Origin of the sequence: Microlunatus sagamiharensis (assembly GCF_900105785.1) — a bacterium.
GTDB lineage: Bacteria > Actinomycetota > Actinomycetes > Propionibacteriales > Propionibacteriaceae > Microlunatus > Microlunatus sagamiharensis.
On sequence record NZ_LT629799.1, the window covers coordinates 1192094 to 1204327 of the forward strand.

Consider the following 12234-nt stretch of genomic DNA (forward strand, 5'->3'; position numbering starts at 1 on the left):
CGCGGACGGGGTCGGCACCGGTCGCCCCGGGTAGCCTGTCGGCATGCTCGATCCACGACTGCTCTACTCGCTGGACGAGGAGGTCGTGGCCAGCCTGGCCGACGCTCACCCGGTGCTGATCCACCAGCTCGACGGGTTCGTCGACGCCGGCGGGGCCGGACGCCTGCTGACCAGCCACGTGCTCGAGCACCTCGACCACCAGGTGGTCGCGACCTTCGACCACGACCAGCTGCACGACTACCGCAGCCGTCGGCCGATCATGACGTTCGACACGAACCAGTGGAAGACGTACGCCGACCTCCACCTGCGCCTCTACCGCGTGGTCGACGAGCAGGGCGAGGTCTTCCTGCTCCTCTCCGGCCCCGAGCCCGACGTGCAGTGGGAGCGCTTCGCCGCGGCGGTGATGGGGCTGATCGAGCTCCTCGGCGTGCGGCTCACGGTCTCGGCGCACGGCATCCCGATGGCCGTGCCGCACACGCGCCCGATCACCTTGACCGCGCACGCCACGGACCCGGAGCTGGTCACCGGCTACCGCAGCTGGATCGATCGGGTGGAGGTGCCGGCGAGCTTCACCGGGCTGCTCGAGCTGCGGCTGGGCCAGGCCGACCGCCGGGCCATGGGCTTCGCCGCCCACGTGCCGCACTACCTGGCCCAGGCGAGCTTCCCGGAGGCCGCGCTCTCGCTGACGCGCTCGATCAACGCGGCCACCGGCCTCGCCGTGCCGCTCGAGCCGCTGGAGAAGGCGTCGGCGAGCAACCTGGAGGACATCGCCGGCGAGATGCAGGGCTCGCAGGAGGTCCAGGAGCTCGTCGCGAGCCTCGAGCAGCAGTACGAGGCGCTCCAGGCCGAGCAGCAGGGCGTCCCGAGCGCCGACGACATCGCCGCCGAGTTCGAGCGGTTCCTCGCCGAGCGCGAGACCAAGGACGACGAGTAGGGCGGTCCTTCGGGCGGGTGCCCACCGGGCACGCCTGGGACCGGCACCGCCTGCGTACGCTCTCGGTGTGCCGGAGAGCGTCGAGGAGCTGGTGTCCCTGCTCGACCTCGAGGAGATCGAGGTCGGGCTGTTCCGTGCCCGCCAGCCGCGGACGTCGCTGCAGCGGGTCTTCGGCGGGCAGGTGCTCGCGCAGGCGCTGACCGCGGCCACGCGGACGGTGCCGGCCGAGCGCACCGTCCACTCCCTGCACGGCTACTTCCTCGTCGCCGGGCGCACCGACCTGCCGATCGTCTACGACGTCGAGGCGGTGCGCGACGGCGGTTCGTTCTCCTCGCGCCGGGTCGTCGCCCGTCAGGGCGGGCAGGTGATGTTCTACCTGTCGGCCTCGTTCCACACCCACGAGGAGGGCTTCGAGCACGCCGACACCGTGCCCGAGGCGCCCGGACCCGACGAGTCGACGCCGCTGGCGACCGTGCTGGCCGGCCTGACCGGTCGGCCGGCCGCGGGCTGGCAGCACGAGTGGGGCGCGATCGACGTCCGCTACGTCGGCGACTCGCGCGAGGGCGGCACCATCCAGGACCCGGCGCACCCGGCGCGGGCGCGCGCGTGGGTCCGCGTGGCCGGAGAGCTGCCGGACGACCCCGTGCTGCACCAGGCCGCGCTGGCCTACACCAGCGACCTGACCCTGCTCGGGGTGAGCACGGTGCCGCACGGCGTCGTGGTCGGGTACACCGTGCAGGCGGCGTCGCTGGACCACGCGATGTGGTTCCACCGGCCGTTCCGTGCCGACCGCTGGCTGCTCTACGACCAGGTCTCGCCGTCGGCGTCCGGCGCGCTGGGCCTGTCGACCGGCCGGTTGTTCCAGGACGGGCGCCTGGTGGCGACCGTGGCGCAGGAGGGGCTGATCCGGCCCGCGCGGTCGCGCACCACCTAGAGCCGCGCCGTGGGCACGACCGTGCTGGTGGAGGGCGAGAGCGACCGCCTCGCGATCGAGAGCCTCGCGCGGCGTGACAGCCTCGACCTCGCGGCCCTCGGCGTCCGCGTCGTGGGCATGGGCGGGGCCACGAGCCTGCGGCACTTCCTCCCTCGCGACGGCGACGAGCGGGTGCTCGGCCTCGTGGACGAGGCGGAGGCACGCTGGACGCTGCGGGTGCTGGAGGCCGAGGGTGTGGGTTCGGGGAGGCTGGCCGAGCGCGGGTTCCGGGTCTGCCGCGCGGACCTCGAGGACGAGCTGATCCGCTGCCTCGGCAGCGACGCCGTCCTCGCGGTGGTCGAGGCCCAGGGTGAGCTGGCCTCGTTCGGGCGGCTGCGCCACCAGCCCGCGCTGCGCGGCCTGACCCTGGTCGATCAGCTGCGCCGGTTCCTCGCCGGCCGGAGCGGCCACAAGATCACGTACGCCCGCCTGCTCGTCGAGGCGCTGCCCGCGGGGCGGGCGCCCGAGCCGCTGGCGCGGCTGCTCGCCGATCTACATTGAGGCGGACCGCGAGGAGCATGCCGACCTCTTCGAGGCCCTTCGACGGGCTCAGGGGGCGTTGTCGGGCTCTTCGACGGGCTCAGGGGCGTTGTCGGGCCCTTCGACGGGCTCAGGGGCGTTGTCGGGCCCTTCGACGGGCTCAGGGGTTGTTGTCGGGCCCTTCGACGGGCTCAGGGGGTGTTGTCGGGCTCTTCGACAGGCTCAGGGGGCGTTTGTCGGCTGCGTGCGGCGCAGACCGCACCTGAACGCGCAGCGGCTCTTTCGAGCATCGGGTAGGGAGGGCGCCGTCGTCGAGCCTGGACGACGAGCGAGTCAGCTGCCCAGATCGCGGCAGCGAGCAGAACGGCCGCTGACGAGCGAGGAGGAAGGCCCGACGGGTAGGCGCGCGACCGGGTGCGAGAAAGACAGAAAGAGCGAGGCGACCCGGAGGGGGGTCCGGGCCGCCTCGTGGAGAGCTACGGGATGGTCGTCACTAACGTGCCGGGCGTTGGGGCTACGCCGCGAGCACCGACTTTCCGCGCAGCTTGGTAATGGCGTGCCGCTCGATCTGGCGGACGCGCTCGGCGGTGATGCCCCAGAGGGCGCCGATGTCGGCGAGTTTAGCCTGGCGGCCGTCGACGAGGCCATAGCGACGACGCACGACGTCGGCGGAACGTTCGTCGAGGGTCGAGAGCATCTCCTCCAGGCGGGCGTGCTCCTCGGCGTCCAGGAAGACCTCGTCCGGGCCCGGCATGGGCTCGCGGGCGATCAGGTCGCCGAGCGCGGTGTCGCCACCCTCCTCGACGGGGGCGTCGAGGCTGACGTGGTCGCGGCCGTAGCGGATCAGGTCGAGGACGCGCTCCGGCTCCAGGTCCATCTCCGCCGCGATCTCCTCGATCTCCGGGTCACGGCCGAGGCGGCGCTCCAGGGTGCGCCTCACGGCGCCGACCTGGTTGACCTGCTCGGCGACGTGCACCGGGAGCCGGACGATGCGCCCCTGCTGGGCGATCCCGCGGCTGATCGACTGACGCACCCACCAGGTGCCGTAGGTCGAGAACTTGAAGCCCTTGGTGTAGTCGAACTTCTCGACCGCACGGATCAGGCCGGTGTTGCCCTCCTGGACGAGGTCCAGCAGCGGCATCTGCGAGCGCCCGTACTTGCGGGCGACGGAGACGACGAGGCGGAGGTTGGCGGTCACGAAGCGCTGCATCGCCGCCTGGCCCTCGGCGATGATGAACTCGAGCTCGTCCTTCGTCGGGCGCTTGGCGTGCTTGCCGCGCTCGGCGTTGGTGACGTCGCCCGACAGGATGTGCTCGGCGTAGAGGCCGAGCTCGATCTGGCGGGCGAGCATGACCTCCTCCTCGGCCGTGAGGAGCGGGGTCTTGGCAATGCCTTCGAGATATAGCCCAACCGCATCCTTGCCATCGATGCCGTCCGACACTCTGCTTCGAGCAGAAATGGCCACGTGGGCCTCCTTTTCGTTGCCTTCGCTCCACACAACGCGTGAGAGGGGGCGAAGGATTCCTGGCGAGCCCTGAAGAAACCCTGAAGCGGGCCGCTGTCAAGGTGCCTAGGAAAGAATTTCTCCTGCAAAGCGCCGGTGGATGCAGGAACGCCCGAATTTACGTGCTGAAGGGCTGTTACCCCGTCCGGCCCACGATCTGGTCGAGCAGCCACGCATTCGCGAAGGCGACCTCGCGCCAGCTCGCGTAACGACCGCTCACGCCGCCGTGCCCCGCGACCATCTCGGTCTTGAGCAGCACCGGTCGACGGGCCGCCGCCGCCCGCGCGCCCGCGGTCGCCCTCAGGGCCGCGACCCACTTGGCGGGCTCGACGTAGTAGACGCGGGTGTCGTTCAGGCTCGTCGTGGCCAGGATCGAGGGGTAGTCCTGGTCGGTGACGTTCTCGTACGGCGTGTACGACTTCATGTAGCGGTAGACCTCGGGGTCGTGGAGCGGGTCGCCCCACTCCTCCCACTCGGTCACCGTGAGCGGCAGGTCGGGATCGAGGATCGTGGTCAGCGCGTCGACGAACGGCACCTGCGCGTGGACCGCTCGGAACTTCTCCGGCCACGTGTTGGCCACCACGCCCATCAGCAGGCCGCCGGCGCTGCCGCCACGCGCGGCCAGGCGGTCGGGGGAGGTGTAGCCGGCCTGCACGAGGTGGTCGGCGCAGGCGGCGAAGTCGGTGAAGGTGTTCCACTTCGCCAGGACCTTGCCCTCGTCGTACCAGTGGCGCCCGAGCTCGCCGCCGCCGCGCACGTGGGCGATGGCGTAGACGACGCCCCGGTCGAGGAACGAGAGCCGCGAGATCGAGAAGGTCGGGTCCATCGAGATCTCGTAGGAGCCGTAGCCGTAGAGCAGGGCCGGGGCCGACCCGTCGAGGGGGACGTCCGCGCGGCGCACGATCGACAGCGGCACGCGCGCGCCGTCGGGTGCCGTGGCCCACGCGCGCTCCTGGACGTAGGCGTCGGGGTCGTACGGGCCCTGGGCCGCCGACGGCAGCACGGCGGTCTGCTTGAGCAGGCTGAGCCGCCCGGAGCGGAGGTCGTAGTCGTAGACCGACGGCGGGGTGAGCATCGAGGTGTAGTCGATGCGGATGCTCGGCGTGTCGTACTCCGGCGAGCCGGGGGAGCCGACGGTGAACAGCGGCTCGGCGAAGCCGACGTCGGAGCCGGGCAGCACGTCGCCGGAGGCGTCGCGCGGCATCACGTGCAGACCGCTGAGCCCGTCGCGGCGCAGGCTCACCACGACGTGCGAGTCGTACGCGTCCACCTCGAGCAGGCGGACGCCGCTCTGCGCGGCGAGGACGGTCTCCCACTGGGTGTGGCTGGTCGCGTCGAGCGGGGCCTGGGCGAGCGCGAAGTCCTCGGCGCCGTCGTTGTGCACCACGAGCAGCCGGTCGCCGGCGGGCTCGACACTATACTCCACGCCCTGGCGGCGGGGGGCCACGACGCGCGGCGTGCCCTCGGGGTCGTCGGTGGCGAGCAGGCGGTACTCCGAGGTGAGCTTGCTGCCCGAGCCGAAGACGAGCCAGCGCTCGTCGCGGCTGGTGTCGACGCCGAGCCAGAAGCGCTCGTCGGGCTCGGTGAGCACGACGGTGTCGTCGTCGCCGGGGGTGTCGAGGCGGTGCCGCAGGACCACGTAGGGACGCCAGGCCTCGTCGCAGCGGCTGTAGAAGACGTGGGTGTCGCCGGCCCAGGCGGCGCCGTGGGCGACGTCGGCGATGGTGTCGGGGAGGTCCTCGCCGGTGCGCAGGTCGCGGATGCGCAGCGTGTAGCGCTCCGCGCCGGTCACGTCGGTGGAGTAGGCGAGCAGGTGCCCGCCGGGGGAGACCGAGAGGGCGCCGAGGTCGAAGAACTCGTGGCCGGCCGCCTCGACGTTGGCGTCGAGGTAGACCGTCTCGCCCTCGATGCTGCCGTCCAACGAGGGCGGGGCGGACCGGTCGGTCGCGGGGGCGCGGCAGTAGCGCGCGTACTCCGCGCCCTCCTCGGTCCGGGTGTAGTACCACCAGGCCGAGTCGCCCTCGGGACCGTGGTGGCGGGCGTAGACCGGCACCGAGAGGTCCGTCTCCTGCGTACGGTCCTTCAGCTCGCCGAACAGGGTCTCCACCAGCGGCTCGAGGTGCTCGGTGAGAGCGCTCGTCCAGGCGTTCTCGGCCTCGAGGTGGGCGATCACCTGGGGGTCGTCCTTGTCGCGCAACCACTCGTACGGGTCGTCGGCCACGTCGCCGTGGTGCTCGCGGACGAAGGGGCGCCGGTCGGCCACCGGGGGCCGCTGCTGGTCTGCTGTGTCGTCTGTGGAAGGCGAAGTCACGACCGACCACCCTAGTCGGAGGTCCCTTGTGGAGAAGGAGTTCGTGCAGAACCCCGCCCACTTCTCAGGCCTGTGCCGGGGCCGGGGGCGCCGTGGAGGACCAGGGCGGGACGCGGGCAAGAGCCCGGCCGGGCCGGCGTCGGCGCGGCGTGGGCACGGGGGTGCGGCCGAGCGCGGCGATGGGCCAGGATGTCGCCATGGGAGCCGAGGTCGAGGCCGCGCACTTCACGCGCGAGGACCGCAAGCAGCACCGCCAGAAGGTCCGGCGCGGGCTCGACGTGCTGGCCCGGATGCTCACCGAGTCGCGCTTCGACTTCGAGCGCCCGATGGCCGGCCTCGAGATCGAGCTGAACCTCGTCGACCCGGCCTTCGAGCCGGCGCTGCGCAACGCCGAGGTGCTCGAGGCGATCGCCGACCCGGAGTTCCAGACCGAGCTCGGCCGGTTCAACATCGAGATCAACGTGGCACCCCGTCGGCTGGCCGACTTCGGCTTCTCCTCCTTCGAGCAGTCGGTGCGCGCGTCGCTGAACGCCGCCGACCCGAAGGCCGAGGAGGTCGGGGCCAGCACGGTGATGATCGGGATCCTGCCGACCCTGCGGCCCGAGCACGTGACCGCGGAGGCGACGAGCGAGAACCCGCGCTACTCGCTGCTGGACCGCCAGATCCTCGACAGCCGCGGCGAGGACATCGAGATCGTCATCGACGGCGTCGAGCGCCTGCACGTCGTGACCGACACGATCATGCCGGAGGCGGCGTGCACCTCGACCCAGGTGCACCTGCAGGTCAGCCCGGACGACTTCGCCGGCTACTGGAACGCCGCCCAGGCGATCGCGGGCGTGCAGGTGGCCGTCGGGGCGAACTCGCCCTTCCTGTTCGGCAAGAACCTCGTCGCCGAGTCGCGGATCCCGCTGTTCGAGCAGGCGACCGACACCCGCGCCGAGGAGCTGAAGAACCAGGGCGTCCGGCCTCGGGTGTGGTTCGGGGAGCGCTGGATCACCTCGATCTTCGACCTCTTCGAGGAGAACGCGCGCTACTTCGGGGTGCTGCTGCCCGTCAGCTCCGAGGAGGACCCGGTCGCCGTCCTGGAGTCCGGCGGGGTGCCCGAGCTCTCCGAGCTCAAGCTGCACAACGGCACGGTCTACCGCTGGAACCGCCCCGTCTACGACACCCACGACGGCGCCCCGCACCTGCGCGTCGAGAACCGCGTGCTGCCCGCGGGTCCCACCGTGGTCGACACGATGGCCAACGCCGCCTTCTTCGCCGGCCTGGTGCGCGCCCTGGCCGGGCAGGACCGGCCGGTGTGGTCGCAGATGAGCTTCGCCGCCGCGGCCGACAACTTCGCCGCCGGGGTGCGGAGCGGCCTCGACGCCGAGGTCTACTGGCCCGGCGTGGGGCAGTGCACGGTGACCGAGCTGGTCGTGCGCCGCCTCCTGCCTCTGGCCGCGGACGGGCTGCGCCAGTGGGAGGTCGAGGAGTCCGAGATCACCCGGCTGCTGGGGATCGTCGAGCAGCGCTGCCTCACCGGGCGCAACGGCGCGACCTGGCAGGTCGAGCAGGTCGCCCGCGCCGAGCGCGAGGGGGCGACGCGCGACGAGGCGCTGCACGCCATGCTGGCCCGCTACACCGAGCTCATGCACAGCAACGAGCCGGCGCACACCTGGGAGGTCGCATGAGCGCCGTGGACGGCACCGTCACGGGTCCGAGCGGGGGCTCAGGGTCCGGGCAGGACGGCCCGCGGATCGTCGTCGGCTACAGCTCGCGGCCCGAGGGCCGGGCGGCGCTGCGCCGGGCGGTCGCCGAGGCCACCCTGCGCGGCGCGAGCCTCGTGGTGCTGCACGGGCCCGACGACGACCTCGACGAGCTGGAGGGCGAGCTGCAGGCCGCGGGGGTCGCCTACCGGCTCGTGAGGTCGGCGGACGGCGACGACCTCGCCGAGGACCTGCTCGAGCTGGCCGAGGACACCGGGGCCGCGTTCATCGTGATCGGGCTGCGCCGGCGCTCGCCGGTCGGCAAGCTGCTGCTCGGCAGCAACGCCCAGCGCGTCCTCCTGGACGCCTCCTGCCCCGTGCTGGCGGTCAAGGCCGAGCAGCACTGACCGGCGGGCCCGGCCTACCTGCGCCGCCTGCTGCCGTCCTCCGGCCCGGGGTGCGAGCAGGGCACGGGCAGGGGCGCGCCGTCTGGTTCCCCGGCGTTCGCCGAACGTGCACCCTTCGGTCGCCCTTGTGTCTTTGGATGCCCGTGCCAGAATGCTTCTCGGAGCGGCTGTTGACATCCACCTTGCCGCTGCACGCCCTCGAACGACCTGGACATCCGAGAGGTACTTCTTCGTGACGCCGCCTTCCAAAGCCCAAGCACCGGCCGTCGTGCCGGAGCTGACCGACGACGGGGCCCTGGCCCCCGACGCCACGAGCGTCCGCGCCAGCCGTACGGCCACCGCCAAGAAGGCCCCGGCGCGACGCCCCGCGGCGAAGAAGACGGCCCTCAAGGCCGTCAACGGCGCGGGTGCGGGCACCAAGGCCAAGGCGGCCACCAAGGCCGACGACGCGGACGTCGACGAGGCCGAGCTGGAGCCCGACCTGTCGGTCGAGCCGGACGAGGGCGACGACGTCACGAGCGCCGACGAGATCGCCGTCGCCGACGTCGTCAGCGGCGACCTGCCGACCGACGTGCAGGTCGACCTCGAGGGCGACGAGGTCGTCGTCACGGTGGGCAAGAAGCGTTCGCTCGACGACGTCGACGAGGCCAAGTTCGAGCCGGCCAAGGAGGCCGAGGTCGAGGCCAAGCTCGTCGAGGACCAGGGCTTCACGCTCTCCGCGGCCGACGACGCCGACGAGCCCGAGCAGCAGGTCATGGTCGCGGGTGCGACCGCCGACCCGGTCAAGGACTACCTCAAGCAGATCGGCAAGGTCGCCCTCCTCAACGCCGAGCAGGAGGTCGAGCTCGCCAAGCGCATCGAGGCCGGCCTGTTCGCCGACGAGAAGATCGCCGACGCCTCGGTCAAGATCAAGGCGAAGGAGGCCGACGACTACGACTGGATCGCCGAGGACGGCCGCCGCGCCAAGAACCACCTGCTCGAGGCCAACCTGCGCCTCGTCGTGAGCCTGGCCAAGCGCTACACCGGTCGCGGCATGCTCTTCCTCGACCTGATCCAGGAGGGCAACCTCGGCCTGATCCGTGCGGTCGAGAAGTTCGACTACACCAAGGGCTACAAGTTCTCGACGTACGCGACGTGGTGGATCCGCCAGGCCATCACCCGCGCCATGGCCGACCAGGCGCGCACCATCCGCATCCCGGTGCACATGGTCGAGGTCATCAACAAGCTCGCCCGTGTCCAGCGCCAGATGCTGCAGGACCTGGGCCGCGAGCCCACCCCGGAGGAGCTCGCCAAAGAGCTCGACATGACCCCGGAGAAGGTCGTCGAGGTCCAGAAGTACGGTCGCGAGCCCATCTCGCTGCACACGCCCCTGGGCGAGGACGGCGACTCCGAGTTCGGTGACCTCATCGAGGACTCCGAGGCCGTCGTCCCGGCCGACGCGGTCAGCTTCACCCTCCTGCAGGAGCAGCTGCACGACGTCCTCGACACCCTGAGCGAGCGCGAGGCCGGTGTGGTCTCGATGCGCTTCGGCCTGACCGACGGCCAGCCGAAGACGCTCGACGAGATCGGCAAGGTCTACGGCGTGACCCGCGAGCGGATCCGCCAGATCGAGTCGAAGACGATGAGCAAGCTGCGCCACCCGTCGCGCTCGCAGGTCCTGCGCGACTACCTGGACTGAGCTCCGGGAGCGACGACCCACCAGACCCCGGTCCGGCTGCTGCGGCAGTCGGGCCGGGGTCTTCGTGTCCCGGCACGGGTGAACGCGTGGTCGTGGGCGTGGCCGAGGGCGACCTGAACCTCCACGCCGACGATTCAGCTCCCGTCGTGGGGCTGGAAGAGGCGGGAGACGTCGTCGCCCACCTGGTTCTGCGCGGCGAGACCGCTGATGAGCTCGGCCACGCGGCTCCCGCGCAGACCGGCCGTGGTGAGCCGTCCGTCGCGCACGAAGGTGTGCACGCCTTGGACGTGGAAGGCCGCGACATGGGTGGCGAGGCGGGCCTGGTCCTCGGCGAAGGCGCGGAAGGCGGGGGAGTCCTGCACCCGGCGTCGGGCCAGCGGGTCGGAGAAGGCGACCTCGAGCACCACCAGGCGCACCCGCTCGTCGGGGACGGTGTGGCGCACCCGGGGTGCCGGCGGGTTGGGCGAGCTGTTGTCGTGGGGCTCGGGACGGTGCAGGCGGACCTTGACCAGGTCGTCGGTGTCGTCGGCGAGGGCGGTGAAGAGGCTGGTGAGCCGCTCGACCAGCTCGTCCTCGCGTCCGGCGCGCGGCGCGAGGTGGACGTGCAGGCGGTCGTCGCGGTCCGGGCCGTTCGGCGTCGGGTCGAGCGAGCGGTCGAGGAGCGTGGTGGAGCCCTGCGGCAGCGGGTAGGCGGCCGTCTCCTCGAACACGTTCTGCTCGTCGGAGAACAGCAGCGACGAGGCGTCCTGGAAGGTCTGCTGCTCCTGCTCGCCGGCCCAGCCGATCTCGACCATCCCGTCGAGGTCGTAGTCGGCGAAGGGCTCGACCCCGTCCGGCGTCGGCCACAGGTGGCTGTCGTGGTGGCGCGAGAAGTGGTGCTGCACGTACCAGCCCAGACCGGGGATGCGCGAGCAGAGCGGGCCGTGGACGTCTCGCCAGTACGCCCGGAAGTCGTCCTCGGCGAGGGACCGGCGGCCCAGGACCGTCGTGTAGGAGTTCACGGCGATCGTGCGGTCGCGGTCGGCGCGGTCTGCGGCGGGAGCGGTCATCGACCCACCCTAGGCAAGCAGGAGCGGCGCGGACCGCGGCGGTACGACCGACCACCGTCCGCTTCGGGCCCGGCGTCGGTCGATGCGTACGACGTCGAACCACCCGCTGGTCCCTCGGCCCTGCGAGTAGTCGCGGGAGCGGCCGCCCGACGTCGGCGTGACGATCAGTCCCGGGTTCCTGCGGGAGGGCGCGGCCGCACGTCGCGTCGGCCGATCCTGATCCCGACGCAGACTCCGCCGAGCACGAGGCCGAGCACCAGGACGGCCAGGCCGACCGCCTCCGCACGGCCCACGACGAGCAGGCCTGTCACTCCCTCGAACGACTCGTCGGACAGCGGGCTGTACGCGAACCAGCCGAAGGACCGGGCGCGGAGGCCGACCACGGTCAGGCAGCCGCCCAGCACGAGCAGGACCGCGGCCGCGATGCTCCAGCGGCGGAGGGAGGGCGTCGAGCGCACCCACGCATCGTCTCGCGCGCCGACCCGGGGTCGGCGACCGCCGCGCACGAGATGCACGAGCCTCCCCTCGGAGGTCGCGTGCCGCCGAGGTCGACATCCCCGGGACCGCACCGCCGTCGGTCGGTCTGTGCCACGGTGTCCTCGTGGCGGAGCGTCCTGCGGAGGTCCCTGACGACGGACCCTCCATCCGCGTCGAGGTCACGCCGCGCGACTACCGCCGGCGGGGGCTCGTGGCTCTCGTAGGCGGGCTCCTCCTGACGGCCTCGTGGGTGTGGTTCGAGGTCCTGCACGCGCGCTCCGGCGGCAACCCGTTCTTCGGGCTGGCCGGGGTCGCGTACGGCGCCTGGTGCCTGGTGCAGGCGCGGCGGCAGGTGACCCGCGACGTGCTGCGGATCGACCGGTCGGGCATCCGCTCCGGCGACGGGCTGTACGACCAGACGTGGGGCGGGGTCGTCATGGTCTGGGTGGGTTCGCCGACCGGTCTCCGTACGCCCTTCGTCGCGCAGCCGGTGCTCAGCGTCTTCACCCGTGCGGGCGTCGAGTTCGCGGCGCGGGCGGGGACGTCGCCGAGCGCCCGCTACTCCGTCCCGGTGGCGACGACGCGGACGGTGGCCCTGCTCTGCGCCGAGCTGCGCACCATCACCGGCGCCACCGTGGTGAGCGGGCACGACCGGTCGCGGTCGTCGGCCGCCCGCGCCCTGCAGCAGCCGACGGAGGCCTGAGACCCGCCGACCGATGCCGGCCGGCCTGCG

At 72.1% G+C, this 12234-nt stretch carries 11 protein-coding genes; 7 read left to right on the forward strand and 4 right to left on the reverse strand.

The annotated features are described in order from the left end of the window. The first annotated feature begins 43 nt into the window (after positions 1–43). The 3 genes from BLU42_RS05400 (at position 44) to BLU42_RS05410 (ending at position 2408) form a co-directional block, all read left to right on the forward strand. A complete protein-coding gene (locus BLU42_RS05400) occupies positions 44–934 on the forward strand; it encodes a proteasome assembly chaperone family protein (RefSeq protein ID WP_091073571.1) in 891 nt (296 codons plus the stop codon). Between the two features lie 67 nt (positions 935–1001). Then, positions 1002–1868: an acyl-CoA thioesterase gene (locus BLU42_RS05405; protein ID WP_091073572.1), complete on the forward strand. Its 867-nt coding sequence runs from the start codon at positions 1002–1004 to the stop codon at positions 1866–1868. Between the two features lie 9 nt (positions 1869–1877). Further along, on the forward strand, positions 1878–2408 hold the full coding sequence (locus BLU42_RS05410) for a TOPRIM nucleotidyl transferase/hydrolase domain-containing protein (RefSeq protein ID WP_091073573.1): 531 nt from the start codon (positions 1878–1880) through the stop codon (positions 2406–2408). A gap of 493 nt (positions 2409–2901) precedes the next feature. Here BLU42_RS05410 and BLU42_RS05415 read toward each other — a convergent pair whose 3' ends face one another. Further along, positions 2902–3852 carry a sigma-70 family RNA polymerase sigma factor gene (locus BLU42_RS05415; RefSeq protein WP_091073574.1) on the reverse strand — a complete coding sequence of 317 codons (951 nt, stop codon included), beginning with the start codon at positions 3850–3852 and terminating at the stop codon, positions 2902–2904. 175 nt (positions 3853–4027) lie between these two features. Continuing rightward, complete coding sequence (locus BLU42_RS05420) at positions 4028–6154, reverse strand: S9 family peptidase (RefSeq protein WP_231918455.1); 2127 nt, start codon at positions 6152–6154, stop codon at positions 4028–4030. A gap of 245 nt (positions 6155–6399) precedes the next feature. Here BLU42_RS05420 and BLU42_RS05425 point away from each other — a divergent pair, with 245 nt between their 5' ends. The 3 genes from BLU42_RS05425 to BLU42_RS05435 all read left to right on the forward strand — a co-directional run bounded on the left by BLU42_RS05425 (position 6400) and on the right by BLU42_RS05435 (position 9975). Further along, a complete protein-coding gene (locus BLU42_RS05425) occupies positions 6400–7875 on the forward strand; it encodes a glutamate--cysteine ligase family protein (RefSeq protein ID WP_091073576.1) in 1476 nt (491 codons plus the stop codon). Beyond that, positions 7872–8297, forward strand: coding sequence for a universal stress protein (locus BLU42_RS05430; protein ID WP_091073577.1), 426 nt, complete (start codon positions 7872–7874; stop codon positions 8295–8297). Before BLU42_RS05425 ends, BLU42_RS05430 begins: the two co-directional genes overlap by 4 nt. A gap of 268 nt (positions 8298–8565) precedes the next feature. Next, positions 8566–9975 carry an RNA polymerase sigma factor gene (locus BLU42_RS05435; protein ID WP_231918456.1) on the forward strand — a complete coding sequence of 470 codons (1410 nt, stop codon included), beginning with the start codon at positions 8566–8568 and terminating at the stop codon, positions 9973–9975. Between the two features lie 134 nt (positions 9976–10109). On the opposite strand, the gene BLU42_RS05440 is transcribed toward BLU42_RS05435, so the two are convergent. Both BLU42_RS05440 and BLU42_RS05445 read right to left on the reverse strand, forming a co-directional pair. After that, entirely contained in the window at positions 10110–11024 is a 915-nt protein-coding gene (locus BLU42_RS05440; RefSeq protein ID WP_091073578.1) for an EthD domain-containing protein, read from the reverse strand. Between the two features lie 164 nt (positions 11025–11188). Beyond that, positions 11189–11482, reverse strand: a complete 294-nt coding sequence (locus BLU42_RS05445) for a hypothetical protein (RefSeq protein ID WP_197680628.1) — start codon at positions 11480–11482, stop codon at positions 11189–11191. A gap of 143 nt (positions 11483–11625) precedes the next feature. On the opposite strand from BLU42_RS05445, the gene BLU42_RS05450 reads away from it, so the two are divergent. Then, a complete protein-coding gene (locus BLU42_RS05450; protein ID WP_091073579.1) occupies positions 11626–12204 on the forward strand; it encodes a hypothetical protein in 579 nt (192 codons plus the stop codon). The last annotated feature ends 30 nt before the right edge of the window (positions 12205–12234 follow it).

Excerpts from the sequence above, each read along its gene's own strand:
- BLU42_RS05430 (WP_091073577.1), top strand. The coding sequence starts at position 7,872 with ATGAGCGCCGTGGACGGCACCGTCACGGGTCCGAGCGGGGGCTCAGGG.
- BLU42_RS05425 (WP_091073576.1), top strand. The coding sequence starts at position 6,400 with ATGGGAGCCGAGGTCGAGGCCGCGCACTTCACGCGCGAGGACCGCAAG.
- BLU42_RS05400 (WP_091073571.1), top strand. The coding sequence starts at position 44 with ATGCTCGATCCACGACTGCTCTACTCGCTGGACGAGGAGGTCGTGGCC.
- BLU42_RS05440 (WP_091073578.1), bottom strand. The coding sequence starts at position 11,024 with ATGACCGCTCCCGCCGCAGACCGCGCCGACCGCGACCGCACGATCGCC.